The 25,198-nt window shown below is 63.7% G+C and carries 23 protein-coding genes and 2 tRNA genes; 10 read left to right on the top strand and 15 right to left on the bottom strand.

What is annotated here, in order from left to right:
* Positions 1–123: 123 nt before the first annotated feature.
* The 3 genes from ABS769_RS03180 to ABS769_RS03190 are packed head-to-tail and all read left to right on the top strand — an operon-like array spanning position 124 to position 5,037.
* Positions 124–750, top strand: a complete 627-nt coding sequence (locus ABS769_RS03180; RefSeq protein ID WP_095575128.1) for a DUF4126 domain-containing protein — start codon at positions 124–126, stop codon at positions 748–750.
* A 38-nt stretch (positions 751–788) separates the two neighbouring features.
* Positions 789–2,729, top strand: coding sequence for an EAL domain-containing protein (locus tag ABS769_RS03185; protein ID WP_317060785.1), 1,941 nt, complete (start codon positions 789–791; stop codon positions 2,727–2,729).
* 40 nt (positions 2,730–2,769) lie between these two features.
* Complete coding sequence (locus tag ABS769_RS03190; protein ID WP_317060814.1) at positions 2,770–5,037, top strand: ATP-binding protein; 2,268 nt, start codon at positions 2,770–2,772, stop codon at positions 5,035–5,037.
* 85 nt (positions 5,038–5,122) lie between these two features.
* Here ABS769_RS03190 and bfr read toward each other — a convergent pair whose 3' ends face one another.
* The 3 genes from bfr to ABS769_RS03205 form a co-directional block, all read right to left on the bottom strand.
* Positions 5,123–5,593: a bacterioferritin gene (gene bfr / locus ABS769_RS03195; protein ID WP_005990707.1), complete on the bottom strand. Its 471-nt coding sequence runs from the start codon at positions 5,591–5,593 to the stop codon at positions 5,123–5,125.
* 246 nt (positions 5,594–5,839) lie between these two features.
* Positions 5,840–6,049 (bottom strand): (2Fe-2S)-binding protein, encoded by a 210-nt coding sequence (locus tag ABS769_RS03200; RefSeq protein ID WP_006451006.1) that lies wholly within the window; start codon positions 6,047–6,049, stop codon positions 5,840–5,842.
* 80 nt (positions 6,050–6,129) lie between these two features.
* Positions 6,130–6,747, bottom strand: coding sequence for an RNA pyrophosphohydrolase (locus tag ABS769_RS03205; protein ID WP_006451007.1), 618 nt, complete (start codon positions 6,745–6,747; stop codon positions 6,130–6,132).
* A 118-nt stretch (positions 6,748–6,865) separates the two neighbouring features.
* Between ABS769_RS03205 and ABS769_RS03210 the strand changes: the two genes are divergently transcribed.
* Together ABS769_RS03210 and ABS769_RS03215 are read left to right on the top strand one after the other, a co-directional pair.
* Positions 6,866–6,942, top strand: a tRNA-Met gene (locus tag ABS769_RS03210).
* A 52-nt stretch (positions 6,943–6,994) separates the two neighbouring features.
* Positions 6,995–7,068 (top strand) — tRNA-Gln (locus ABS769_RS03215).
* Between the two features lie 155 nt (positions 7,069–7,223).
* On the opposite strand, the gene rpsI is transcribed toward ABS769_RS03215, so the two are convergent.
* Together rpsI and rplM are read right to left on the bottom strand one after the other, a co-directional pair.
* The gene (gene rpsI / locus ABS769_RS03220; protein WP_006451008.1) at positions 7,224–7,616 is read right to left on the bottom strand and encodes a 30S ribosomal protein S9; all 393 of its coding nucleotides are present in this window, start codon (positions 7,614–7,616) and stop codon (positions 7,224–7,226) included.
* Positions 7,617–7,618: 2 nt separating this feature from the next.
* A complete protein-coding gene (gene rplM / locus ABS769_RS03225) occupies positions 7,619–8,047 on the bottom strand; it encodes a 50S ribosomal protein L13 (RefSeq protein WP_006451009.1) in 429 nt (142 codons plus the stop codon).
* A 181-nt stretch (positions 8,048–8,228) separates the two neighbouring features.
* Between rplM and coq7 the strand changes: the two genes are divergently transcribed.
* The gene (gene coq7, locus ABS769_RS03230) at positions 8,229–8,882 is read left to right on the top strand and encodes a 2-polyprenyl-3-methyl-6-methoxy-1,4-benzoquinone monooxygenase (protein WP_176340758.1); all 654 of its coding nucleotides are present in this window, start codon (positions 8,229–8,231) and stop codon (positions 8,880–8,882) included.
* A 10-nt stretch (positions 8,883–8,892) separates the two neighbouring features.
* Here coq7 and ABS769_RS03235 read toward each other — a convergent pair whose 3' ends face one another.
* Together ABS769_RS03235 and speD are read right to left on the bottom strand one after the other, a co-directional pair.
* The gene (locus tag ABS769_RS03235) at positions 8,893–9,204 is read right to left on the bottom strand and encodes a DMT family transporter (protein ID WP_023902394.1); all 312 of its coding nucleotides are present in this window, start codon (positions 9,202–9,204) and stop codon (positions 8,893–8,895) included.
* Between the two features lie 163 nt (positions 9,205–9,367).
* Positions 9,368–10,162, bottom strand: coding sequence for an adenosylmethionine decarboxylase (speD, locus tag ABS769_RS03240; RefSeq protein ID WP_006451012.1), 795 nt, complete (start codon positions 10,160–10,162; stop codon positions 9,368–9,370).
* Positions 10,163–10,299: 137 nt separating this feature from the next.
* Between speD and crp the strand changes: the two genes are divergently transcribed.
* Positions 10,300–10,992 (top strand): cAMP-activated global transcriptional regulator CRP, encoded by a 693-nt coding sequence (gene crp, locus ABS769_RS03245; protein ID WP_055828153.1) that lies wholly within the window; start codon positions 10,300–10,302, stop codon positions 10,990–10,992.
* Between the two features lie 120 nt (positions 10,993–11,112).
* On the opposite strand, the gene ABS769_RS03250 is transcribed toward crp, so the two are convergent.
* From ABS769_RS03250 to ABS769_RS03275, 6 genes are all read right to left on the bottom strand, one after another.
* Positions 11,113–11,829: a haloacid dehalogenase-like hydrolase gene (locus ABS769_RS03250; RefSeq protein ID WP_104549709.1), complete on the bottom strand. Its 717-nt coding sequence runs from the start codon at positions 11,827–11,829 to the stop codon at positions 11,113–11,115.
* Positions 11,822–12,619, bottom strand: coding sequence for an indole-3-glycerol phosphate synthase TrpC (trpC, locus tag ABS769_RS03255; protein ID WP_006451015.1), 798 nt, complete (start codon positions 12,617–12,619; stop codon positions 11,822–11,824). The genes ABS769_RS03250 and trpC overlap by 8 nt, the downstream gene beginning before the upstream one ends.
* Positions 12,620–12,800: 181 nt before the next feature.
* Complete coding sequence (gene trpD, locus ABS769_RS03260) at positions 12,801–13,838, bottom strand: anthranilate phosphoribosyltransferase (RefSeq protein ID WP_317060786.1); 1,038 nt, start codon at positions 13,836–13,838, stop codon at positions 12,801–12,803.
* Between the two features lie 115 nt (positions 13,839–13,953).
* The gene (locus tag ABS769_RS03265) at positions 13,954–14,586 is read right to left on the bottom strand and encodes a flavin reductase family protein (RefSeq protein WP_317060787.1); all 633 of its coding nucleotides are present in this window, start codon (positions 14,584–14,586) and stop codon (positions 13,954–13,956) included.
* A gap of 169 nt (positions 14,587–14,755) precedes the next feature.
* A complete protein-coding gene (locus ABS769_RS03270; protein ID WP_317060788.1) occupies positions 14,756–15,334 on the bottom strand; it encodes an anthranilate synthase component II in 579 nt (192 codons plus the stop codon).
* A gap of 339 nt (positions 15,335–15,673) precedes the next feature.
* A complete protein-coding gene (locus tag ABS769_RS03275) occupies positions 15,674–17,467 on the bottom strand; it encodes a methyl-accepting chemotaxis protein (protein ID WP_317060789.1) in 1,794 nt (597 codons plus the stop codon).
* A 427-nt stretch (positions 17,468–17,894) separates the two neighbouring features.
* Between ABS769_RS03275 and ABS769_RS03280 the strand changes: the two genes are divergently transcribed.
* Together ABS769_RS03280 and ABS769_RS03285 are read left to right on the top strand one after the other, a co-directional pair.
* The gene (locus tag ABS769_RS03280) at positions 17,895–19,475 is read left to right on the top strand and encodes a thioredoxin family protein (protein WP_317060790.1); all 1,581 of its coding nucleotides are present in this window, start codon (positions 17,895–17,897) and stop codon (positions 19,473–19,475) included.
* A 628-nt stretch (positions 19,476–20,103) separates the two neighbouring features.
* Positions 20,104–21,705: a hypothetical protein gene (locus tag ABS769_RS03285; protein WP_317060791.1), complete on the top strand. Its 1,602-nt coding sequence runs from the start codon at positions 20,104–20,106 to the stop codon at positions 21,703–21,705.
* A gap of 95 nt (positions 21,706–21,800) precedes the next feature.
* Here ABS769_RS03285 and ABS769_RS03290 read toward each other — a convergent pair whose 3' ends face one another.
* Positions 21,801–22,283, bottom strand: coding sequence for a lytic transglycosylase domain-containing protein (locus ABS769_RS03290; RefSeq protein WP_317060815.1), 483 nt, complete (start codon positions 22,281–22,283; stop codon positions 21,801–21,803).
* Positions 22,284–22,751: 468 nt separating this feature from the next.
* Here ABS769_RS03290 and xopA point away from each other — a divergent pair, with 468 nt between their 5' ends.
* Positions 22,752–23,147, top strand: coding sequence for a XopA/Hpa1 family type III secretion system protein (gene xopA, locus ABS769_RS03295; RefSeq protein WP_317060792.1), 396 nt, complete (start codon positions 22,752–22,754; stop codon positions 23,145–23,147).
* 78 nt (positions 23,148–23,225) lie between these two features.
* Here the strand turns inward: xopA and sctC are convergent, their stop codons facing one another.
* Positions 23,226–25,046 carry a type III secretion system outer membrane ring subunit SctC gene (gene sctC / locus ABS769_RS03300; RefSeq protein WP_317060793.1) on the bottom strand — a complete coding sequence of 607 codons (1,821 nt, stop codon included), beginning with the start codon at positions 25,044–25,046 and terminating at the stop codon, positions 23,226–23,228.
* Positions 25,047–25,198: the final 152 nt, after the last annotated feature.

Consider the following 25,198-nt stretch of genomic DNA (forward strand, 5'->3'; position numbering starts at 1 on the left):
ATGGGCGGCGTAGTGTGCCAGAGCGCCACCGACCGTCGTGCTGGCGCTGGACCGGCGGTTATCCCAAAGTTCTGCCAAAATTCTGCGATAGTTCTGCAATTGTTTGCAGAGACTGACGACGCCATGAGCGAAGCCCACCTGTTCGTGATCGGCATCCTGCTGGCCTGGCTGGCCGGCATCCGTGTCTATCTCACCGTGTTCGGCGTCGGCCTGGCCGGCCTGCTCGGCTGGATCGAACTGCCGCCCGCCCTGCACCCGGCACAGTCCTGGTGGGTGCTCGGCACCTCGGGCGCACTGGCCGTGGCCGAGTTCTTCGCCGACAAAATCCCCGGCGTGGATTCGGGCTGGGACCTGCTGCAGACGCTGGCCCGCGTGCCGGCCGGTGCGTTTCTGGCCGCCGCCACGCTCTCGCCCGATGGCGATCTGGGCACGGGCGCACTAGCGGCCGGCGCAGGCGTGGCGCTGACCAGTCACACGCTCAAGGCCGGCACCCGCGCCTTGCTCAACACCTCGCCGGAGCCGGCCAGCAACTGGATCGCATCGCTCACCGAAGACGCCGTCGCCACCACCGCACTGGCGCTGGCACTGGCGCATCCGTGGCTGGCACTGAGTGTTGCAGTGGGCTCCAGCGTGCTGGCCGCGCTGGTGGTGTGGTGGGTATGGCGCCTGCTGTGGCGGGGCATGCGTCGGCTGGTCGCACCCACGCGCCCGGCCACCACGCCGGCTGCACGCAGGTCCCCACTATCGTGAAGTTCATCGCATAATCATCGCGACTGCAGGGAGTATCGATGGCCGCCCGAGATCCGGTTCCTTCCACCCGTGACGACACCGCCACGCGCAATCGTCTGCTGCGCGCAGAGACGCCGCCGGCCGACTATTGGCGCCGTTGGGTCGACGAGACGGCTGCTTCCGACAGCGCTGCGCCGGTGAGTGCGGCAATCATTCCCGCACCTGCGGGCGTGGCCGCGCCGGGAGTTCAAGCGCAAACGGTGACCTCGATCAGCGCTGCGCGCGCCACGCCGGCAGCACCGCCATCCGCAACGCAGGCGGCAACCCGCGAAGGCGACGGCAGCGTGGCGGCAGATGCGCCATATCGCGTGCTGATCGTCGAAGACGACCGCTCGCAAGCCTTGTTCGCACAAAGCGTATTGCACGGTGCCGGCATGCATGCGCAGGTGGAAATGACCGCCGCCAGCGTGCCGCAGGCGATCCAGGACTACCACCCGGATCTGATCCTGATGGATCTGCACATGCCCGAGCTGGACGGCATCCGCCTGACCACCTTGATCCGCCAACAACCCGGCCAGCAGTTGCTGCCGATCGTGTTCCTGACCGGCGACCCGGATCCGGAGCGCCAGTTCGAAGTGCTCGACAGCGGCGCCGACGATTTCCTGACCAAGCCGATCCGCCCGCGCCACTTGATCGCCGCAGTGTCCAACCGCATTCGCCGCGCGCGCCAACAGGCGCTGCAACAGACCGGCGAACAGGTCAGCGTGCGCAGCAATCCGGAAACCGGCTTGCCAACGCGCAACCATGTGATGGGACTGCTCGCCGAGGCGCTGGAGCGCAAGCAGTCCGGCGGCTTGTTCTTCATCGAAATCGCCAGTGCGCTCGGCCTGCGTGAGCGCTACGGTTATGCCGCCTACGAGCGCCTGATGACCCAGGCCGGCCATCGCCTGGCCAGTGCTGCGCACCCGTATCCGCTGGCGCGTTTGAACGACAACAGCTTCCTGCTGCTGGGCGTGGACATGCCGGAAAACAGTCTGGAACAGCATGCGCTGGAGATCCGCCAGCGGCTGTCCGCCAATGCCTTCTCGGTGCGCGAAGAAGAATCCGTGCACGTGCGCTGCGCCATTGGCGTCGCACCGCTGGGACTTGGCTTCGACGACACCGGCAGCGCGCTGGAAGCAGTCGAACGCACCGCCTTGCAGGCACGCCTGCGCAGCGACGGCGTGCAGGTCTATCTGGCCCCCAGCCAGGCCGAGCAACAGGAGCAACTGCGCCTGGTCGAAGGCCAGCTCGAACTGGCCTATCAGCCGATCGTGGCGGTGGCCGGCGGCGACACTGCGCAGTACCAGGTGCTGCTGCGGCTGCGCCAGGCCGATGGCACGCTGCTGTCGGCCGGCCAGGTGATTCCCGCCGCCGAAGCCGCCGGACGCATCGCCGATCTCGACCAGCAGGTCATGGACCACGCGCTCGGCCTGCTGCATCTGTACCAGCACGCCCATCCACCGCTGCGCCTGTTCGTCTCGCAATCCCCGCGCACACTGGCGCGCGATGCCTTCGCCGACTGGCTGCTCGCGGCGCTGGTCGAACGCGGCGTGGCCGGGCAATCGCTGATCGTGGATCTGCGCCTGGACGATGCCTTGATCCACGCGGTCACCGTGCAGCAGTTCTGCGCCAAGCTGATGCCGGCTGGCGTGCAGTTCTGCCTCAGCCAGTTCGAGCCCGGCGACGAAGCCAACGCGCTGTTGAGCCAGTTGCCGCTGAGTTTCGTGCGCATGGCCAATCGCTTTGCAGACGCCCACGGCAATGCCACAGTGCGCGATCAACTGCGCAGCGTGATCGATATCGCCCATCAGCGCGGTTTGCTGATCATCGGCCAGCGCATCGAAGATCCGCAGGCGGCCGCGGCGATGTGGATGAGCGGCGTGGACTTCATCCAGGGCAACCTGGTGCAGACGGTCGGCAAGGAACTGGACTTCGACTTCACGAACGCGGTGCTGTGAAGTGACAGCGCGGGCAGGAGGCCTTCGCGCCTGGAGCAGCCTGGCCACGCTGGCCGCCCTTGCCGCAGCGCTGGGGGCAGGCCTGCAGTGGTCTGCCATCGATGGTCCATGGCTGGCGTTGACCGCAACATCTGCAGCGCTCGCGGTGGTATTGGGCGTGTGCGCTGCCATCGCCGCGTATCGCAGTGCACACGCGCAGTACGCCCTGGCACAACGCCTGGAAGAAGCCGAGGTCGCCCGCGAGCGCCTGCAGCAGGAGCTGCAACGCCAGGGCGAACTCGAGCAGGAACTGCTGCGCGCCAAACAGGCCGCCGAGGCCGCCACGCTGGCCAAGGGCGAATTCCTGGCCACCATGAGCCATGAGATCCGCACCCCGCTCAACGGCATCATTCCGATGCTGGAACTGATCTCCAGCGGCCAGCTCAGCCTGGATCAGCGCGACATGCTGCAGACCGCCACCGGCAGTTCGCTGCAACTGCTGCGCATCGTCGACGACATCCTCGACTACTCCAAACTCGAAGCCAACAAGCTCGAACTGGAGATCACCACCTTCAACCTGCGCGAACTGCTCGACGGCGTCGTGCAGCTGTTGCAGCGCACCGCCGAAGGCCGCCAGTTGCGCATCGGTCTGGAGATCGAGCCATCGGTGCGCCTGCTGGTGCGCGGCGACCCGATCCGCCTGCGCCAGGTGCTGGGCAACCTGATCGGCAATGCAATCAAGTTCACCGAACGTGGCAGCGTGGATATCCAGCTGCGTCGTCTTGGCGAAACCCGCGCTCAGCATCTGCTGCGCTTCCAGATCCGCGACACCGGGATCGGCATTGCGCAGGACCAGCAGGCGCGTCTGTTCCGCTCCTTCGCTCAGGCCGACGCCTCCACCACCCGCCTGTACGGCGGCACCGGGCTGGGGCTGGCGATCTGCAAGCGCATCATCGACCTGATGGGCGGCCGCATCGGGGTGGAATCCGAGCCCGGGCGCGGCGCCACCTTCTGGTTCGAGATCCCGCTGCTCAAGGTCATTGGCGACCTGCAGCAGAACACCGGCGCCGACGCCGCACGCGTCATGGTGATCAGTTCCGACACGCGCCTGTCGCAGCGCCTCAAGCGCCTGCTCGACAGCTGGGGCGTGTCGAGTGTGCTGATGGAAACCACCCAGGAAGCGCTGGAGCGCGTGCGCCGCCACAGCGACACCGAAGGTTTCCGCTGCGTCATCGCCGACCACGACACGCTGCGCTACAGCGCCCGCGCCGTGCATCGCGCATTGGCCCAGCCCGCAGACCTCGGCGGCTCGCGCCTGATCTGGCTCTACGGCGACGAACCGGTGCCGTCCGAACTGCAGGACCACGCCACCCTGGTGCCGCGCCAGAGTCCGGACGAGACGCTGCGCTCGCTGGTGCTGCCGCCCGATCCGAAGCCGGCCCAATCGCTCACGCTGGCCTCGGCGATGATCCCCGAGCCGTTGGCGCCGCCGCTGGCCAACGCACGCGAGGTGCGCATCCTGCTGGTGGAAGACAACCCGGTGAACCTGCTGGTCGCGCAAAAGCTGCTGGCGGTGCTCGGCTTCGACGCCGACACCGCCACCGATGGCGAAGCCGCGCTGAGCAGCATGGAATCCACCCGCTACGACATGGTCTTCATGGATTGCCAGATGCCGGTACTGGACGGCTATGCCGCCACCCGGCGCTGGCGCGCGATGGAAACCGAAAGTGGCGGCCGCCCGATCCCGATCGTGGCGATGACTGCCAACGCCATGGCCGGCGATCGCGAACGCTGCCTGGCCGCCGGCATGGATGACTATCTGTCCAAGCCGGTCGCGCGCGAACAACTGGATGCCTGCCTGCAGCGCTGGCTGCCACGCCAGCCTGCGCTGCCCGGTCCGACCAGTGGTGGCGCAGCCAGTGTGGAGTCCGAAAGCGCCAGCAACGCCGCTCAGGCGCGTGCGCTGCCGATCCTGGACAACAGCGTCATCGACGAGCTGTACGAGGTGGCGGGCGCAGACACCATCACCATCCTGCAGCTGTTCCTGGAAGATGCGCCAGGCATCATCGAACGACTGGAAACCGCAGCAGCCAATCGCGACAGCATGCAGCTGCGCGATCTGGCCCACACGCTCAAGTCATCCAGCGCCAACGTCGGCGCCCAAGCGGTCTCCAATGCAGCACGGCGCATCGAACTGGCCGCTCGCACCGGCACCGTCGAACGCCCCTCGGTCATGGTGGCGCTGGTCATCGCCGAATACGCCCGCGCCCGCCTGGCACTGCTCGGCCAGGTCGCACGCCTGCAAGCCAAGACCCACGCCGCCAGCTGAGCGATCAGGAGCCTGTGCCGAGTCATACCAGGCAGCCAGCAAAACGCACCGCCCAAGAACAACCCGACAGCTCCCTCAGCAGACCTCAATCGTCCAGCTTGGTCAGCAAATAATTCGGCTCACCAATCCGCGCCACCAGATCCAGCTGCGTTTCCAGCCAGTCGATGTGCTCTTCTTCCGACTCCAGGATGTCCACCAGCAGCTGGCGGCTCACGTAGTCGTTGACGGTCTCCGCATACGCCACCGCCTCGCGCAGCACAGCGACCGCTTCGCGCTCCAGCGCCAGATCGCAACGGAACATCTCGGTCGGGTTCTCACCGATACGCAGCTTGCCCAGCGCCTGAAAATTGGGAAGCCCTTCGAGAAACAGGATGCGGTCGGACAGCTTGTCCGCATGCTTCATCTCGTCGATAGATTCCTTGTACTCATGCTCGGCCAGTTCTTTCAGGCCCCAGTTCTTCAGCATCTTGGCGTGCAAGAAGTACTGGTTGATCGCAGTGAGTTCGTTGTAGAGCACCTTGTTGAGGTACTCGATGACTTTGGTATCGCCCTTCATGCGATGTCTCCGAGACAGTGAGCCGGCCGCACTCTAACGCGTTGGCGCGACGCATGAAGGAACGCGAATCGTGATCAGTTGCGGGACGCGTGGGTCGACCGCTGTGTGGAGCGCCGTACTGCCCTTAGGCTGCGACGACCTCGCGCTCGATCTCGAAGGAAAACCGTCGACGGCGCAGGCCTGAAGAGATATTCGAGAGACGCTGGTCGGATCTACCGGCCGTCACGGCGCGCGACGTCGCACGCCTCAAGCTGCGCTCGCCAGCCCCAGCATGGGCAACGGCAGCGCGCGGGTCGCATGCGCCTGGCTCAGCAGGTCGCTGGCCATCTCCAGGCACGAACCGCAGTTGGAACCACAGCCGGTGCGCATGGTCAGCTCGGCCAGGCTGGCGCAGCCACTCTGGGCCGCTTCGCGGATCTGGTGGTCGGTGACCCCATTACAGATGCAGACGTACACGGTATCGGTCGGGTGCTGGCGATCCGGAGAGGACCGGGACTGATTGCACCGCAAACGAGAATAGGTGTCAATTCCAAACGTTAATCATTATTAATCCGCACCGTGCGAGCCCCGCTGCGCTTACGCGGACGCTTGCGTGGGCTGTCGTGCCCCGCTGCGCTGCTGCCCGGCAACCACGCCTCCAGCGCACGCTCGGGCATCACACCGACAGCGGCCGGCCCCGCCAGGTTCTGCGCCAGTGGCGCCAGATGGCGTAGCGCACGTGCGTAGACGCCGCGTTTGAACATCACCACATGCTCGACCGGGTACCAGAAATCCACCCAGCGCCAGTGGTCGAACTCCGGGGTATCGGTATGGTCGAGCTTGAGGTGGGATTCTTCGCCAGTGAATTGCAGCAGGAACCAGACCTGCTTCTGGCCGATACACACCTGGCGTTCGTTGCGGCGCACCGCCCGGCTGGGCAGGCGATAGCGTAGCCATCCAGGGGTGGCGCCGAGCACGGACACATGCTCGGGCAACAACCCGGTTTCTTCGCGCAACTCGCGGTACATGGCTTCGACGGGTGTCTCGTCGGTATTCATGCCACCTTGCGGGAACTGCCAGCCGTCCCTGCGCACACGTCGTGCCCAGAACACCTGACCGTCTTGCCGCATCAGCACGATGCCAACGTTTGGCCGGAAGCCGTCCGGATCGATCACGATGCGGACTCCTGAAAATCTACTGTCACCGACTCTGCCACGGCGACGGCCAGCTCACAAGCTGAAAACGAAATGCTTGACAACACACGGGCACGTAGTGAGAATTGCCGGCTCCCTAGGCTATGTAGCTCAGCCGGTTAGAGCACAGCACTCATAATGCTGGGGTCGGTGGTTCGAGTCCACCCATAGCCACCAAGGTATTCATGCGCACACGGGCATGCGATAATCTTGGACCAACACGTTTTATTGCCCCGTCGCCAAGCGGTAAGGCACCTGACTCTGACTCAGGCATCGGTGGTTCGAATCCATCCGGGGCAGCCATACACAGAAGGTCCGATCGAAAGATCGGGCCTTTTTTGTTGCCTGATGACTTTCAGGCAAGCGAAATTTACACACCCCAAAACGACAAAAGCCCGGCGTGGCCGGGCTTTTGAAGCAGGCGCCCCGGCGAGCCGGGACGCAGCAAACGCGATGGATCAGCGCTTGGAGAACTGGGTAGCGCGACGGGCCTTGTGCAGACCGACCTTCTTACGCTCGACTTCGCGGGCGTCACGGGTCATGAAGCCAGCCTTGCGCAGCTCGGACTTCAGGGTTTCGTCGTATTCGACCAGCGCACGGGCGATGCCCAGACGGATCGCACCAGCCTGACCGGTGGTGCCGCCGCCCGAAGCAGTGACCAGGATGTCGAAGCTTTCGGTGTTCTTGGTCAGCTCAAGCGGCTGACGCACGATCATGCGCGCAGTTTCGCGACCGAAGAACTTGTCCAACGGCAGGCCGTTGACCGAGATGTTGCCGGTACCCTTGCGCAGGAACACGCGAGCGGTGGAGGACTTGCGGCGACCGGTGCCGTAGTTTTGCGTGATAGCCATGATTAGATATCCAGAACTTGCGGCTGCTGAGCGGCGTGCGGATGCTCGGCACCCGAATAGACCTTGAGCTTGCGGTACATGGTGCGGCCCAGGGGACCCTTCGGCAGCATGCCCTTGACGGCGATTTCGATCACGCGCTCCGGGTGGCGCTGCAGCGCCTGCTCCAGGCTCTCGGTCTTCAAGTTACCGATGTAGCCGGTGAAGCGGTGATACTTCTTGTCTTTCAGCTTGTTGCCCGTGACCACGATCTTTTCGGCATTGATCACCACGAGGTAATCGCCAGTATCGACGTGAGGGGTATAAATCGGCTTGTGCTTACCGCGCAGGCGGCTAGCCAGTTCGGTGCAGAGACGGCCAAGCGTCTTGCCGGCGGCGTCAACGAGATACCAGTCGCGCTGGACGGTCTCGGACTTGGCGGTGAACGTAGTCATGAGGAAGCTCTTGAGTAGTCGGGCGGATTGCAGCGGCGATGACCGCTGGAACTTTGCCACGCGTTGTGAAGGCGAAACAGAAGAGGCGGGATTGTACGGGACGCCCCGTGGCGGCGCAAGTCGCCCTACCGGCCGGCGCTGGGCGGTTGGCAGCGCGCCGGCCGGGGGCCAGAATCGCCGGATGACCCAGACCTCTTCATTCCGACTGCATAGCCCGCTCGACCGGCTCCTGGTCGAAGCCCAGCGCGCGCTGGACACGGTATTCGGCAACCCGCCTGCCGAGCGACCCAATCCAGCCGCCGACACGCCCGACATCGCGCTGGAACCAGACCAACGCCGGCATGCCGCCGGGCTGATGCGCATCAACCATGTCGGCGAGGTCTGCGCGCAAGGCCTGTATTTTGGCCAGGCGGCGGTCGCCCGCGATGCTCACACCCAGCAGCATCTGCTGGAAGCGGCGCAGGAAGAAACCGACCACCTGGCCTGGTGCGCCGACCGTCTGCACGAACTGGACAGCCGCCCCAGCCTGTTCAACCCGCTCTGGTACGCCGGCAGCTACGCCCTCGGCGCACTGGCCGGATTGCGCGGCGACGACTGGAGCCTGGGCTTCGTGGTCGAGACCGAGCGCCAGGTCGAAGCCCATCTGGACGAGCACCTGGAGACCCTGCCCGCGATCGACCAGCGCAGTCGCGCCATCCTGCGCGTGATGAAGATCGACGAAGCCCGCCACGCCGATCAGGCCGAACAGGCCGGCGCCCGCATCCTGCCGCCGCCGATTCCCAGCGCCATGGCCCTGGCCTCCAAGCTGATGAAGACCATCGCCTACCGCTTTTAGGCGGTTCGTTTTAGGCGAGCTTCAAGCCAATCACACCGGCAACGATCAGGCCGATGCACGCCAGGCGCGGCCACGACGCGCTATCGCCGAATAAAGCGATGCCAGCGATGGTGACGCCGACTGCGCCAATACCGGTCCAGATCGCGTAACCGGTTCCCACCGGGATGGTCTTCAGTGCCTGCGTCAACAACCACAGGCTAATGGCTGCCAGGCCGACCGTCAGCACGGTCGGCCACAGGCGCGTAAAACCGTCGCTGTACTTCAGGCCCATGGCAAAGCCGATTTCGAACAGGCCGGCCAACAACAGATAGATCCAGGGCATCGCGTCACTCCTCACTAGAAAACGGGCAAAAAAAAAAGCGACCCAGTGTTTGCACACTGGGCCGCCGTCGGCTGTGGAACGCGAGGTCATCGCGTGGCGGGCCGTCCCGCCTTGCATCTTGCGCGTACTTGCAAACAAGCACGCAACAGGTCGAATCCTGCGCTTATTCGCTCAGGTTACGCCCGTGGAACAGCTCTTCGATCTCACGCTTCAACAGCGTTTCGATCTTCATGCGCTCCTTGAACGAGAGGTTCTTGGCGCGCTCTTCGAACAGGTACTGATCGAGATCGAAATCCTTCAGGTGCATCTTCGTGTGGAAGATATTTTCCTGATAGACATTGACGTCGAACATCTCGTAACGCGACTTCACGTTCTTGGCCATGAAGTGCTGGATCGAGTTGATCTTGTGGTCGATGTAGTGCTTCTTGCCCTTCACATCGCGGGTGAAGCCACGGACACGGTAGTCCATGATCACGATGTCCGATTCCAGACTCTCGATCAGGTAGTTCAGCGCCTTCAACGGCGAGATCACACCGCACGTGGCGACGTCGATATCGGCGCGGAATGTCGCGATGCCTTCCTGCGGATGCGTCTCGGGATATGTATGGACAGTGATATGACTCTTGTCCATATGAGCAACCACGGCTTCAGGAATCAACTCCTTGCCGGCCTGCTTCTTGTCGATGACGGGCTCTTCCGAGATGAGGATCGTCACCGACGCGCCCTGCGGATCGTAGTCCTGACGTGCGATATTGAGGATGTTGGCGCCAATGATCTCGGCCACGTCGGTCAGGATCTGCGTCAAACGGTCCGCGTCGTACTGCTCATCGATATACTCGATGTAGCGCTGACGCTCCTCTTCGGTACGCGCGTAACAGACGTCGTAGATGTTGAAGCTCAACGCCTTGGTGAGGTTGTTGAACCCCTGTAGCCTCAGGCGAGGCAACGGCTTGACCACGTCGGTCTGTCCTTATGGAAAGCGGGAAAGGAGTCAATTATGAGCCAAAGATCCCAGCAACGAAATGCCGACGTTGAGAATGGTTTACCTTGCATGACTCATGCCGTTAAGCTTCAGGAATTACACGCGGAACTACCATGAGCCCAGGAAACACGACGGTTGTCACCACGACGGTACGTAACGCTACCCCTTATCTGGCACTGGACGCTGGCACGATTGAGCGTTTTCTGGCGCACAGCCACCGCAGGCGCTATCCGACCCGGACCGATGTGTTCCGGCCAGGAGACCCGGCCGGCACCCTCTACTACGTTGTCAGCGGTTCGGTCAGCATCATCGCCGAGGAAGATGACGATCGTGAGTTGGTGCTGGGTTACTTCGGCAGTGGCGAGTTCGTCGGCGAGATGGGGTTGTTCATCGAATCCGATACGCGCGAGGTGATCTTGCGCACCCGCACCCAATGCGAACTGGCCGAAATCAGCTACGAGCGGCTGCAGCAACTGTTCCAGACCAGTCTGTCACCGGATGCGCCCCGCATCCTGTACGCGATTGGCGTTCAGCTCTCCAAGCGATTGCTCGATACCACAAGGAAAGCCAGCCGCCTGGCATTCCTGGACGTGACCGACCGCATTGTGCGTACGTTGCACGATCTGTCCAAGGAGCCTGAAGCGATGAGCCATCCGCAGGGCACCCAGCTGCGCGTTTCGCGGCAGGAGTTGGCACGCCTTGTCGGTTGCTCGCGCGAAATGGCCGGGCGCGTACTCAAGAAACTGCAAGCCGATGGTCTGTTGCATGCACGCGGCAAGACTGTCGTGTTGTACGGCACGCGCTAAGCGGTTGTGGTCGCGGTTGGTGCAACATCGCACCGACCGCCGTTAGAGCCGCATGTCACAAGGCATGCGGACTGATGCAGTCAGGCGCTTTCCGCTATCGATTGCCGGGCGTGTCAGGCGCTACAGCGCCTTGCCACCGCGGTCGCGACAGCCCCAGTTGAGGATCGGTGTGCCCGCGGGCAGCACCTGACGGAACAGTGCTTCGCGATTGGCTTTGGGGTTGACCACCACCGGTGCGCGCGCGGCCTTCAACAACGGCAGATCGGCCGTGCTGTCCGAATAGGCGATGGCGATGTCGGCATAGCCGCGCTCGCGCAGCATGCGCATCTTTTCTTCGTTGTGGCAGTGGCGCCGCGCGGTGACCGCACCCAGGCGTGGGCCGACCAGGCTGCCGATCACCGGCACGTCCTGATGCGCGACGAAGCCGAGAATCGCACGCGCCAGTTCCGGCGGTGCGCCGGTAGCGACCACGACCCGATCGCCGGCGGCGCGATGGTCGGTGAACACCTTCAACGCATGCGGCAACAGGCGCTGCCGGATCTGCGCTTCATGCTTGAGCACGTACGCATCGATGAAGCGATTGAATTCGCGCGTGCGATGCAGGCCGAAGGTGGCGATCCACACATAGCCGGAGACACCGCGCCTGCGGGTCGGCAGCATCGCCACCATCGGGCCGAGAATTGGCGAAGCCAACAAGGCCACCAGCAGACGCAACGGGTTGCGCTTGATCAGCCAGGCAAACAGATGGCTGCCGGAATCGCCGTCGTACAGCGTGTGGTCGAAATCGAAGACCACCAGCGGGGCGTCGTCGCGCGGTGCGGGATACGACTCAGTCATGCGCAAAGAATAGCTGACGCAGCGACTCGCCGGGTTCGGGCGCGCGCATGAAGGTCTCGCCGACCAGAAACGCGTTCACATCGTGGCTGCGCATCAACTGCACATCGGCCGGAGTGACGATGCCGCTCTCGGTGACCAGGATGCGATCGCGCGGCACCGCGGCGCGCATGTCCAGCGTGGTCTGCAACGAGACCTCGAAGGTGCGCAGGTTGCGGTTGTTGATACCCACCAGCGGCACCGGCACCTGCACGGCGCGCTCGAGCTCGTCGATGTCGTGTACTTCTACCAGCACGTCCAGACCGAGTTGCATGGCCAGGCCGGACAGATCGGCCAGTTGCGCGTCTTCCAGCGCCGACACGATCAGCAGGATGCAATCGGCACCGAGCACGCGCGCTTCGTAGACCTGATAGGGGTCGACAGTGAAATCCTTGCGCAGCACCGGCAGCGTGCAGGCCTCGCGCGCTTGCTGAAGATACGCATCGGCGCCCTGGAAGAAATCCACGTCGGTGAGTACCGACAGGCAACTGGCCCCACCGAACTCGTAACTGACGGCGATGTCGGCCGGATGAAAGTCGGGCCGGATCACGCCTTTGGACGGGCTGGCCTTCTTGACTTCGGCGATCACGGCCGGGTCGCCGGCGGCGATGCTGGCCTGCATGGCGGCAGCAAAGCCGCGTGTGAGCGGCAGGTCGGCGCAGCGCGCGACCAGCTCGGCCAGCGGCACGCGTGCACTGCGCTCGGCGATTTCTTCGGCCTTGCGGGCAAGGATGGTGTTGAGGATATCGCTCATCGTATCGGGTCCTGGCGGGCGGGCATTATCGGTCAACACGGCCGCAACTGAGGTGGCCGCACGCCAGTGCACAGCATGCCAGCGGCAGCGTGACGATGCCGGCCAGCGGTTGCCGCTTTCTCAGGGCAGGCACACCGGTGTGGTGACATCGCAGACGTGCGGAGTGCGGACACTGCATGGATCAGGACTGCGCAGCAGCCTGACGGGTGAAGGCGACATAGGCATCCAGTTTGGCGCGCGCCGAGCCATCGGCCAGCACCGCACGCGCACGCACCACGCCGGCGGCGATGCTGTCGGTCACGCCGGCCACATACAGGGCCGCGCCGGCGTTGAGCGCCACGATGTCCAGCGCCGGGCCGGGCACGTTGTCCAGCACCTGCAACAGCATCGTGCGCGATTGCGCGGCATCGGCCACCTTGAGGTTGCGGCTGGCCGACATGGCGATGCCGAAATCTTCCGGATGCACTTCGTATTCGCGCACCTGGCCATCGCGCAGCTCGCCGACCAAGGTGCCGGCACCGAGCGAGAGTTCGTCCATGCCATCGCGGCCCCACACCACCAGCGCGCGCTCGGCGCCGAGTTCCTGCAGCACGCGCGCCTGGATGCCGACCAGATCCGGATGGAACACGCCCATCAGGATGTTCGGCGAGCCCGCCGGGTTGGTGAGCGGGCCGAGGATATTGAAAATGGTGCGCACGCCCATTTCGCGACGTACCGGCGCCACCATCTTCATGGCCGGGTGATGCACCGGTGCGTACATGAAGCCGATGCCGGTCTGCGCCAACGAGGCGGCGACCTGTTCGGGCTGCAGTTCGATTACTGCGCCCAACGCTTCCAGCGCGTCGGCACTGCCGGACTTGGACGAGACGCTGCGGTTGCCGTGCTTGGCAACCTTGGCACCACCGGCGGCGGCCACGAACATCGCGCAGGTGGAGATGTTGAAGGTGTGCGAGCCATCGCCGCCGGTGCCGACGATATCCACCATGTGCTGGCGGTCAGTCACTTGCACGCGGCGCGAGAACTCGCGCATCACCGTGGCCGCACCGGCGATTTCGCCGATGGTCTCCTTCTTGACCCGCAGCCCGGTGAGGATGGCGGCGACCATCATGTCGGAGACCTCGCCGCGCATGATCTGCCGCATCAACTCGACCATTTCGTCGTGAAAGATTTCGCGGTGTTCGATGGTGCGTTGCAGGGCTTCTTGCGGGGTGATCGGCATGGGCGAGAGGACCGTGGAAAACGTGGGAGAAGTGCGAGAGGACTGTGGATCGATCAGGCGTGGAGAGACATGCCAGCGTCGATGCAATGCCATGCAGCGACGTTGCAGGCGACGCTCATTGACCGGGACGCCGCATGCGGAAACGCGCTTGCGCCTGCACTTCGAAATAATCGGCGGCACCGCCGGCGCGCAGGATCGTCTGCACGGCAGCGGGATCGTAGATGCCGTCCTGCAGCGCCGCGTGCGCCAGATGCACACCCACCACTTCACCCAGGACCAGCCAGGTTTCGATGGCCTGCCCGCTTGCACTCTGCAGCGGCAGCAATTGGCTGAGCCGACATTCGAAACTCACCGGGCTTGCTGCCACACGCGGGGCATCAATCAGGCGCGAAGCTGCCATCTGCAAGCCGGCCAGTGCGAACTCGTCCACCTCCGAGGGCACCATCGCCGCGCTGGCATTCATCGCCTCGGCCAATGGACGCGTGGCCAGGTTCCAGGTGAATTCGCCGGTGGCTTCGATGTTGCGCAGGCTGTCCTTGCGACCGATGCTGGCAAAGCCGACGATCGGCGGCACGTAGTTGAAGGCGTTGAAGAAGCTGTAAGGCGCCAGATTGGCGATGCCGTCGGCGCTGCGCGACCCGATCCAGCCGATCGGCCGTGGGCCGACGATGGCGTTGAACGGATCGTGCGGCAGCCCGTGGCCCTGGCTTGGTTCGTAGAAGTGGACGTTGTCGCTAGCGGTGCTCATCGTGATCCGGATGCAGGCGTTGAAGAAACGAAACGGCGAACCATCTCTGCCATGCAGGACAGATGATTGCGGGCATCGTATGCATGGGCAGCTGGTGCATCGACGTTGCTGAAGACTGCATCGACAACTGCTGTACAGGCGCGGGCGACGTGCGCAGTGCGCATTTCGCTCAGCGCTCCAGGAAGTTTTTCAGCAAGGTATGACCGTGCTGGGTCAGGATCGATTCGGGATGGAACTGCACGCCTTCGACCGGAAACTGGCGATGGCGCAGGCCCATGATCTCTTCCATCGAGCCGTCCGGATTCTCGGTCCAGGCGGTGACTTCCAGTGCCTCCGGCAAGGTGGTCTTGTCCACCACCAGCGAGTGATAGCGCGTGGCCTCGTAGCTGTCCGGCAGGCCGGCGAACACGCCCTTGCCCTGGTGACGGATCGGCGAGGTCTTGCCATGCATGATGTTGCTGGCGCGGATCACATCGCCGCCATAGACCTGACCGATGCTCTGGTGGCCCAGACAGACGCCCAGGATCGGCGTGGTCTGGCCCAGCTGCTCGATCAGCTGCAGCGAGACACCCGCCTCGTTGGGCGTGCGCGGACCGGGCGAGATCACGATGCGCTCCGGCTTGAGCGCAGCGATCTGATCCACGCTCATGGCATCGTTGCGCACCACCGTGACCTCCGCGCCCAGGGCCTGCAGGTACTGCACGAGGTTGTAGGTGAAGCTGTCGTAGTTATCGAGCATCAGTAACATTTCAGGCCTATCTTCTTGTTTTTAAACGGGACATCGCCCGAAACCGTCAATTGATACCCGCCCTGACACCCTCGAACCTGTGTGATACCCAAGCGACTGGGGGAGCGAGCAACACCAAAGCATATCTTCGCACGGGCTCGCTGCTGCGTTCCCGGGCGATTCGCTTCACCGCACATAGGGGAGTTCCCGCCACGCACCCAGCGCGGCAGGCAGTCGGCCTTGATACGCCGATGCAGACCAGATCGTCACTCAATCGCCGTCTGACGCCCGCCTCCCAATGCACCGCCCTGCTTCGTGAAACCACCACGTCGCAGGGTGGCGCTGGGGCGACACAAGGTGTCAGGCCACCAATGCGAGCGCTGGTTTTCCATTGATGCTGCGTGAGCTGCTCTCAACACTCTCCACCAATGCGGTTGCTTGATCTTCAAGTGCACGGGCGGACGATGCCATGGTGTCAACCAGCACTGAATTCTGCTGCGTCGCTGCGTCCATCTGGGCAATGGTTTGATTGATCTGCTCGATCCCGGCACTTTGCTCGTGACTGGCCGCCGCGATCTCACCCATGATGTCGTTGACTTGCTTTACCGACGCCAGCAGCTCCTCCATGGCTTTGCCCGCCACGTTGACCTGCTCCGCCCCCTGCCCCACCTTCGCACCGGAATCGGCGATCAGATCGCGAATTTCCTTTGCGGCCGTGGTGCAGCGCTGAGCAAGGCTGCGCACTTCGGAGGCCACCACCGCAAACCCACGCCCCTGCTCTCCCGCACGCGCCGCTTCCACGGCTGCATTCAAGGCGAGGATATTGGTCTGGAACGCGATGCCGTCGATGACGGTGATGATTTCCCCAATCTTCCGCGACGATGTCTGGATCGCGGACATCGTGCTGACGACGCCATTGACCAATTGCCCACCACGCAGCGCCGTCTCTGCGGCGCTACTGGCAAGCGCATTGGCCTGGCGCGCGCCGTCAGCATTCTTGCGCACGATGCTGGTCATTTCTTCCATGGAGCTTGCGGTCTCCTCCAGCGCGGCTGCCTGCTGCTCGGTGCGCCGCGACAGGTCATCGTTGCTGCGCACGATGTCTCCTGCCGCGTTGCTGAGTGTGTTTGCCACTTCGCCCAGCTGACGTCCGGCCTCCACATCCATCAACGCGCCCACCGCGCGCAGCGGCGTGCCGTCTGCCGCACGTTTGGTCAGGCCGCGTGCCCGGAACCACCGATACTGGCCGTTCTTGAGCTGCAGGCGGTACTCGATATCGAAGTTGGTGCGGCCACTGCAGTCGTTCAGGTGCGCTGCGAAGGCGTTCAACGACCGCGTCTTGTCTTCCGGATGAAGCCGCGACGCCCAGCTGTCCAATACATTGGGAAATTCTTGCTCGGACTCAAAGCCCAGCAAGTGACGGAACTGCTGTGACCACCAGAACTCGTTGCTGGGATTGATCGGGTCACCGGCGATGACACTCATGTCCCACAAGCCATCGCTCAGCATCTGCGAGCCGAGCTCAAAGCGCGTCAGTGTGATGTCGAGAAACTGCTCTCGGTCACGGCGCTCGGTGATGTCGGTGAGCGCACCCGCCACCCGAAGCGGCAAGCCTTGCGCGTCGCGCTCGGTGGTGCCGAATGCGCGGAACCAGCGGTAGTGGCCCGACTTCAGACGCAGGCGGTTCTCGACGTCATAGGGGGTCCGGCCACTGCTGTCCGCAAGATGCGCCGCGAAGGCGTCTAGCGTGGGCTGCTTGTCATCCGGGTGCAGGCAGGCAACCCAGCTGTCCAGCACATTCGGAAACTCCTGCTCGGAGGAGAAGCCCAACAGAGCGCGCATCTGGGGCGACCACCATACCGGGCTGTCAGGATGCGTGGGGTCTCCATTGATGACGCCGATATCCCAAAGGCCGTCTGTGGTGCTGTTGGCAACCAGTTCAAAGCGTCCTTCCAGTTGACGCAGTGCAGCCGCCGCATCAGCCGCCTGGACTTTCGCCAGGTCACGCTCCTGTTGGGCGGCACACAAGCGCTCTGCCATCTTCTTGAGAAGCAAGGCGGGACCGTTGCTCGGCCACTGCGCGGTGCCCCCCTGCAACGTGGCTTCAATCGCCTTGGTCAACGCCTCGACCTTGTGACCGTCGGAGAAAAACATGGCGACCTCTGCCGTTTGGTTAGGAACTGGCGCTAACGGCAGTGATCGGCATTTCTTGAGGCCAGAATTAGGTAAGGGCGATGCGGCTGCCGTGACGTTCAGGTAAACCACCAACTTCCGTGTAGCGCGTCGCTGTCACGCCATTAGCGAAAGATTGGGCGGGTTGTTTTATGGAGACGCCTTACCCACCAGGTGCAACGCCTGTCTTGGCCAGAGAATGCGTTGAAGCAGTCCGATCTTGCGCTGCCGCTCATCGGCGACCTCGAGACGTTGATTCGTGCCGCTGCGCTGGCGCCAACACCATTTCGCATCCAACCACGCTGCCAGGTTGGCGGCAGGGCTACAAAGATGGTGACGTCATCGGTCGTCGGCGCAACGCCGCGCGTTCGGTCATTCGATCTTCCTCTGCTCTTGTCCGGTGATTCCCATGAAGCTGTCGTTCCAACGCCCTGCGTCATCCTCGATCGCGCTGTTGGCCGTGCTGGCAACCCTGACCGGCTGCGGCAAGCCGGACACACCAGCGCCGCCTGCACAGACCAAATCGGCGGCCACTCCTGCCAACGCCGGCATCGCCTGGCGCGAGGGCGACGTTGATGGCGCCTTCGCCGAGGCCAAGGCAAGCGGCAAGCCGCTCATGCTGTATTGGGGCGCCGTCTGGTGCCCACCGTGCAACCAGCTTCAGGCCACCTTGTTCAAGGATCCCGCCTTTATTGAATTGACGCGCAAATTCGTGGCGGTGCATCTGGACGTGGACCTTGCAGATGCACAGAAGTGGGGCGATCAATTCAACGTCAAGGGATATCCAACCATCATCGTGCTGCGCCCGGATCGCAGCCTGATCACGCGCCTGGCCGGTTACAGCGACAATGCCCGCCTGGCCGACGCCTTGCAGGTGGCTGCCACGCAGACCATGACCTCGGAGCAGTTGCTCGACCGGGCGTTGAAGACACCGAAGGAATTGCGCGCAGACGACTGGACCTTGCTGGCCGGCTACGAGTGGTGGGGCATGGCGCGCGAGCCGTCGAAAACGCGCAGTGCAAGCGATGTGCTTGCGCATTTGGCCGCCTCGGCACCGCAGCCTGCGCAGCAGCGCAGATTCGCGCTGCTGGAGTTGTCCATCGCAACAACGCCACCGGTTGCCAGCCCGGCGCACCTGGCGTTGCTGAAGGCGGTTCTGGCCGATCCGTCGGAGGTGCGCGCAAACCGCACCGAGCTGAGTCGTTTTGCCCCACGCCTGGTGATGGCATCCACCAGCGACCCAGGCGAGCGCGCGGCGCTGTCCTTGGCGCTGAATCAGGCGCTGGACAAGGTCTATGCCGACGCCACCCTGCCGATCGTGGACCGGATGATCACCGCCTCCACGCAGATCGATCTCGCTCGCCTGGCACAGGGTCAAACCCCGGGTAGCGAGCCAAAGAAGCCGCAACCACCGCTGCCGGCAGCGGTGCTCGACACCGTTCGCCAGCGCGTGCAATGGGCGGTGCAGACGGCCAAGACCGATGAAGAACGACAGTCCGTCATCACCGGAGCCGCGGGGCTACTGGACGATACAGGCGATACCGCCGGTGCAGAACAACTGCTGCTGGGCGAACTGACACGCAGCAAGACGCCCTATCACTACATGCAGTTCCTCGCCGATCTGGCCGAAGAACGCAACGATCCCAAGACAGCGCTGACGTGGTTGAAAAAGTCCTACGAAGGTTCCCAAGGCCCCGTCATGCGCGTGGAGTCGGCGCTGCGGTATGCCAATGGGGTGATCCGGCTCAGCCCCCACGACACCGCTGCCATCGAATCTGCCACTGCACAGGTGATCGGCGAGTTGGCAGGCCAGCCGGATCGATACGGTCGGCGTAACCTTCAAAACCTCAAGGCGCTTGGTACTTCGCTCAAGACCTGGAGCACGCAGCATCATCGGGAAGGCAGCGCAGTGCTGGCGCGGCTGCAGCAGAAAATGCAGGCCAGTTGCGACAGCAAGAACACCAGCGGGTGCAGCAGCTGGCTGAGCTGAAAGGAAAACGCCCGGCCGAATGGCCGGGCCTTCCGTCGTGTGCATCGATTGGACCTCAGCCGACCAGCTTCACGACCTCATCCCCAAATCGCTGCTTGAGCTGGCTGGGCTGCTTGCCCGAACCAGGCCGCGTCTCAAGTGTGGTCGTCGCTGCGCGCACGACGCTGTCTTCGGGTAGACGAAGACACGCCCAACAGCAGACACATTTCATCCGCACAACGACTGACATATTCCGTTGGGGAATGATCATTTCGCAATTGAAGCGTCCCGGATCTGCGGCTTGATGGCATTTTCGAGTCACTGACGACGACAACGCATGCCACACAAGGTGGCCATGAATGCCAGGGCACGCCTGAGCACTTCGATTGCACGCTGAGTAATTCGCACTGTATTTGCCCGGACCGTTGATGACGGCACGTGCGCCAGACCGTGTCTGCGTGCCGCACGTGGAGCGCGTTGTCGCGTCGATCGACGCGTCGCCCGGCCACCAGCGACCCCGGCGCTGCAATCGAGGCTGGCAACGCCATGCGTCCGTCCAACGATGTGCCGGCCGTCAACGCCGCACGTCAGCAGCCCTGCAAGCCCGGGCGGCAGCACGCCGCCTTTCCCACCACAGCGAGGACATGCCGTGACGAAGATCCCTTCAGCCAGTGCTTCCCAGCCAGCGCGATCGACGAATGCAGAGTTTGTGATCGAAATGCCGCCGCTACAGCAACCCAACCAGACGCCCACACCTGCGGCAAACCCTGCACTGTCGCGCCTGGCTCCCAAACCGTCCCGACGACGCGACAACCCGGAACGCAACACAGGATCTGGCAGCGCTGCCGACAGAAACCAGCACACCGGTGAGAGCCCGCTGCTGCATGCCGCGGACGCGTCGATCCTGCACGACGAACAGAGCAGCAGCGAGCGCTTCCACAGCACCAGAAATTTCCTGGAACCATCCGATACGCCTCCAATCTTTCACGAACAACCTGCCCCGCCGGTGCACACATCTGCAACGACCACCGCACCTGCGGCGGCAGCCAGCACAAGCACAAGCACAACCGCCGAGCGTCTGGGCGCGCTGGCTGCATCGATCGGAACCGGCGCAGCGCGTGGCGTACGCACCGTGCTTGGACCGACCGCGGCCGCAGTGGCGGCTGCAGCGCGCGGCGTGATACCGATCAGTGTCGACAAGCAATACTTGGGCGCTGCGCTGGGGCATCTGGTGCACCAGGCCAGCTCGGTGGGACCGACCACCTTCGCGCGCGAGTTGCTGGGCGAAGGGTTGTTTGCCGTTCTTCGCCAGCTTCCGCCCGAAGCGGTCGTCGCCATGCAAGCAGTCTCCGGCACGCTGCAGATGGCGCTGCATACGCTGCGAAGCAACCGCGAGAACCGCAATCCAGATGCGGCTGCGCGAGGCTTCCACAATCTCAGTCTCGAACAGTGGGATGCATTGTCCGACGACGAACGCACTCACAAGAAAGCCGAGCAGCAACATTATTCGGATCTGGTCACCCGGCTCGCGCTAGGCGGCATCGTGAGCAACATCGCCGTGGGTGCGGCCGGCAAGTCAGCGGGCCAACCGGAGATGGCGGCCAGGCTGCTGGCCAGCGATCTGAAGATCGCCGCTTATGCCGCAGCCCGCGACACCATCCAGGCAACATTTCGCATGGTGGGAATGCGTGGCCCCACCAATGGCGGCATCAGCGATCCGCATATCACCAGCGCCGGCAGGTTCTACGGCATGGCCAACGTCCTGACCAATCTGGCATCCAACGAGCTGGCATCGCCGGACTTTGCAGCGGCCCGGCAGCGCTGGGCAGGCCTGCACTCGCCTTTCACCCAAGGCGAGGCGGCCAGCGTCATCTTGCGTCAATCGGCGGTAAACACCGCCTTGAATGTCGGCCTGGAGACGCTGGACTGGATCAACGTCACCCAGCACGAAGCCGACGAAGCAGGGACGCAGCAGATCTGGGAACCCGAGTGGAAGGGCAAGCGCGAGGATTATGAGCGGGTCATGGATCATTCGGTCGCACGCACGGCCGCCATCAATTCCAATATCGCGCTTGGTACCGCCATCAACATGATTGGCGCGTGGCTCGGGTTGTCGCCCACACGCAGCGGATTGCTCTCCAATACGGTGTCCGGCGTGGTCGCCGGCATGCAATACAAGACCATCGGCGCCACCTGGCAGGCCGAGGCGGCCGTTCGCGCAGCCGAAGCGCCTCGCTCGCAGGTTGAGTAAGCACAGCGATCAAACCTCCGCGCCCGCCACCAGGCGGGCGCGGCTGGCTTGATGCCATGTGCTGCACCACATGCGCTCCCGCGATCACAGCAGCGTTACTCGGCAACCACGCCGCGCTTGGTCAGAATCGCGTGGATGGCATGCGCATATTTATCGCGCTCGGCGGGCGTTTCGGAATGATAGGCGCCGACGGCGGCCCAGGTATTTCCATATTTATTGGTCATCTCGCGCAGCCGCCAGGCGGCGACATACACGCTGACGCACGGCTGCATCAACGCGTCCCTGGAGATGCCGTAACTGGAAAGACGCCGCAGATGGATCGAATTGATCTGCATCTTTCCATAATCGATCGTGCCGTTGTTGTTGCGATGGATCGCGTCGGCACGGCCACGTGATTCCTGCCACGCAATGGCACGCAGCACCCATGGATTGACATGTTGATAGCCGGCGGCTTCTTCAAAACAGTCTGCGCGTGCGAGCGGCGCGGCGCACAGCAACGCCGCCGCAATCAACACGCGTCGCCGAGGCGCGGCAGCATGCCTGGGCTGGAGCGCGCACCACCGCGTGCCTACGCGCATGTTTCTCGAAAGCGTGGCACAACACAGTTGACGCCAGACATCCGTGCCGTGCACAGACGCACACGTGGTCGGCGTATCGGTCTCTTTCATGTCTGTCACCTGATCGTCGTTCATTCCAGCAACGTAGCGGAGTGGACGCACACCCCCCGGCTGATCCAGCGCCCCGCTCGATTGCAACACCATAACGGTGCTGTGCACACGCATGCACACGCTGAACGAAGCGTCTATGACGTAAACGAAATCACAACGCGCATCGCTGCAATACAGCTGTTTTCGATAGTGTTCCCTGCGTTTTCCGCAGTCACGTTCGCAAGCAAAAGCGCGCCTTCGCGTCCTGGCAGATGCATTGCCGTTGCCTCTTCTACTTTGCGCTCGGGGGCAGCGCAGCGTCCCCGTTGCGATCTTGCCGTTGCAGCTTTCCGGCAATCCGCGATGTATCCAGTTCAACCACATGAGACGGGAATCACCATGGACTCATCTATCGGAAACAACTTTTCGAATTTCAGCAACCTGCAGACGACGGGCATCGGGCCCCAGCAACACGAGAACTCCAGTCAGCGCTCGCCTTCGTCTGACTCCGAGCAGCAGCTGGATCAGTTGCTCGCCATGTTCATCATGATGATGCTGCAACAGAGCCAGGGCAGCGATGCCAATCAGGAGTGTGGCAACGAACAGCCGCAGAACGGTCAACAGGAAGGCCTGAGTCCGTTGACGCAGATGCTGATGCAGATCGTGATGCAGCTGATGCAGAACCAGGGCGGCGCCGGCATGGGCGGTGGCGGTTCGGTCAACAGCAGCCTGGGCGGCAACAGTGTGGGTGGCGGTTTCAACGCCAACCTGTCGAGCATCACCGGCCAAGCCTGATTGGCAATGCGTGCAGGCTGCCGCGCCACGCGGCAGCCTGCACGTTGTCACAGCGTCGGCTACACCCCGAAGCGTTGCTCAGGGCGAGACGATATGCGGGGTCAGCAAGAACAACCGCTGCAGCCGCGAGCCGCTCTTTTGGCGATGCTTGAACAGATTGCCGACCAGGGGAATCTTGGACAGCCCGGGAACCTTGTTCAGATCGGTCTGATCGGTATCCTGGGCATACCCTGCGATCAGCAGGCTCTGGCCTTCGTTGACGAATGCCTGGGTGGTGATCTCGCTGGAGGTGATGACGGGAATGCCATCGACGGTATTGGTGCCCAACTGCCCGTCTTCGATACGCACATCCAGGCGCATCTGTCCGTCGGGCGAGCCCGGCACCACACTCGGCAATACGCGTAGCGACACACCTGCGGACAGGTTGTAGAGGTCTGCGGCTGCGTAACCGCTGACACGCACGAATGCCTGTTGCTTGTGATCCATCACCGCTTCCACGTTGTCCAGCGTCGCCACCTGCGGGGTGGACACGATCTTGGCCTTGTCGGTCTGCTCGAGCGCCGAGACGCGCGTCATCAGGTAACGCCCCGCATCGCCAAGGACAGCGGTCAACGTCCCGCCCAACGGCGCGGTTGCACCCGCTGCTGCTGCACCGCTCAAGCTGCCATCGTAGCCAAGCTGGCCACCACGCCCGTCGCCGGTCTGCACATCCACACGCCGGCTGTGGAACCGCCAGTCCACGCCGAGATCCTGCATGGCACCGTCGCGGATCTCGATGATGGTGGCATCGATCTGCAGCAGCTTGGGGCGGTTGTCGAGCTGCTGGATCAAGGTGCCATAGGCGGCCATGCGCTCGGGGCGGTCGCGGATGAGAATGGCATTTGTGCGCGGGTCGGCTTCGATCACCGGCGCGTCGGAGGCCAGCTCGCCGCCGCTGCCTGCGTCCACCGCCAGCGGCGCATCGCGGCGGGCCTGGCTCATCTCCGGCCACACGCTGGCCGGCGCATTGGCGCCACTGCCCGGCAACGGCGGGCTGACCGGCACGCGATCGGACGGCGAGGCACCGCCGAACCACGACGCAGGCAATCCGAGAATACCGGTGTTGCCGCCACCGCCATTCTGACCCTGACCAGGGTTGCCGAAGGTGTTGGACGAGCCACCGCCGATCGGTTGCACCCGCCCGAAATTGGCGCCCGGCCCGGGCAGCGCCGCAGTGGGCGCGCCACGCACGCCGTACATGCTGCGCAACAGGCTGGCCATGCCCGGCACCTGGACATCCTGCCCACCGATGCGGGTGCTGTGATCGGCCGCCTGCGCGTAATGCAGCTGAAATACCTGCACTTCGGTGGCGTCGCGTTGGCGTGCGCCCTGCTCGACCTGCTTGGCGATTGCGGTAACGGTATCCACATAACCCGGCGGGCCGGACACCACCGCCACGTGCGCCGCCTCGTCGTAACGGACCGGAAAACGCGGATCGTCCAGCCGCATGCGCGCAAGCGCATCGCGCAGCGCACTGGTCGACGCGGCGCCCAGATTCAAGGTTGCATTCTTGGTTTCGTTGGCGCCCCAGATCCTGAGCACGGCACCGTCGTAATACCAGACGAAGCCGAACGTCGCAGACAGATCGTCGAGGAATTTCTGCGGGCTGGCCTCGAACTTGCCACTGAGCGTGCCGGTCACTTCCGGTGAAATCCAGGTAGTGATGGATTGGCTGGCGGACAGGTCGCGCAGCACTTCCTTGAGATCCTTGTGGTCGGCGACGTATTTGAAGCTGCGCGAATGCCACGGCACCTGCGCGGCATCGGCATGCGGCGGCAGCAGCGGCAGCAGGCTCAATAGCAACGCGGCGGCCAATGGCGCACGTCGATGGCGGTGAACTGGAGGACAGGCGTATGCCATGGCGTTCCCTCTGCGAGGCAAGTGAAAGAAGTCGATAGGGCGGCGCCTGGCGGGCAGGCGTCGGCCGGGGATTGCGTGCCGGATGCAGCGCCGTGCTGCGTACTGCAGCGTCGAGCAGCACATCGGGCGCGTGCGACTCAGTGTAGGCAGCG

Source organism: Xanthomonas hortorum (genome assembly GCF_040279205.1).
Lineage (GTDB): Bacteria > Pseudomonadota > Gammaproteobacteria > Xanthomonadales > Xanthomonadaceae > Xanthomonas > Xanthomonas hortorum_F.

Excerpts from the sequence above, each read along its gene's own strand:
- ABS769_RS03180 (WP_095575128.1), top strand. The coding sequence starts at position 124 with ATGAGCGAAGCCCACCTGTTCGTGATCGGCATCCTGCTGGCCTGGCTG.
- ABS769_RS03185 (WP_317060785.1), top strand. The coding sequence starts at position 789 with ATGGCCGCCCGAGATCCGGTTCCTTCCACCCGTGACGACACCGCCACG.
- bfr (WP_005990707.1), bottom strand. The coding sequence starts at position 5,593 with ATGAAGGGCGATACCAAAGTCATCGAGTACCTCAACAAGGTGCTCTAC.
- rpsI (WP_006451008.1), bottom strand. The coding sequence starts at position 7,616 with ATGGCTATCACGCAAAACTACGGCACCGGTCGCCGCAAGTCCTCCACC.
- rplM (WP_006451009.1), bottom strand. The coding sequence starts at position 8,047 with ATGACTACGTTCACCGCCAAGTCCGAGACCGTCCAGCGCGACTGGTAT.
- coq7 (WP_176340758.1), top strand. The coding sequence starts at position 8,229 with ATGACCCAGACCTCTTCATTCCGACTGCATAGCCCGCTCGACCGGCTC.
- ABS769_RS03235 (WP_023902394.1), bottom strand. The coding sequence starts at position 9,204 with ATGCCCTGGATCTATCTGTTGTTGGCCGGCCTGTTCGAAATCGGCTTT.
- crp (WP_055828153.1), top strand. The coding sequence starts at position 10,300 with ATGAGCCCAGGAAACACGACGGTTGTCACCACGACGGTACGTAACGCT.
- ABS769_RS03250 (WP_104549709.1), bottom strand. The coding sequence starts at position 11,829 with ATGACTGAGTCGTATCCCGCACCGCGCGACGACGCCCCGCTGGTGGTC.
- trpC (WP_006451015.1), bottom strand. The coding sequence starts at position 12,619 with ATGAGCGATATCCTCAACACCATCCTTGCCCGCAAGGCCGAAGAAATC.
- trpD (WP_317060786.1), bottom strand. The coding sequence starts at position 13,838 with ATGCCGATCACCCCGCAAGAAGCCCTGCAACGCACCATCGAACACCGC.
- ABS769_RS03265 (WP_317060787.1), bottom strand. The coding sequence starts at position 14,586 with ATGAGCACCGCTAGCGACAACGTCCACTTCTACGAACCAAGCCAGGGC.
- ABS769_RS03270 (WP_317060788.1), bottom strand. The coding sequence starts at position 15,334 with ATGTTACTGATGCTCGATAACTACGACAGCTTCACCTACAACCTCGTG.
- ABS769_RS03275 (WP_317060789.1), bottom strand. The coding sequence starts at position 17,467 with ATGTTTTTCTCCGACGGTCACAAGGTCGAGGCGTTGACCAAGGCGATT.
- ABS769_RS03280 (WP_317060790.1), top strand. The coding sequence starts at position 17,895 with ATGAAGCTGTCGTTCCAACGCCCTGCGTCATCCTCGATCGCGCTGTTG.
- ABS769_RS03290 (WP_317060815.1), bottom strand. The coding sequence starts at position 22,283 with ATGCGCGTAGGCACGCGGTGGTGCGCGCTCCAGCCCAGGCATGCTGCC.
- xopA (WP_317060792.1), top strand. The coding sequence starts at position 22,752 with ATGGACTCATCTATCGGAAACAACTTTTCGAATTTCAGCAACCTGCAG.
- sctC (WP_317060793.1), bottom strand. The coding sequence starts at position 25,046 with ATGGCATACGCCTGTCCTCCAGTTCACCGCCATCGACGTGCGCCATTG.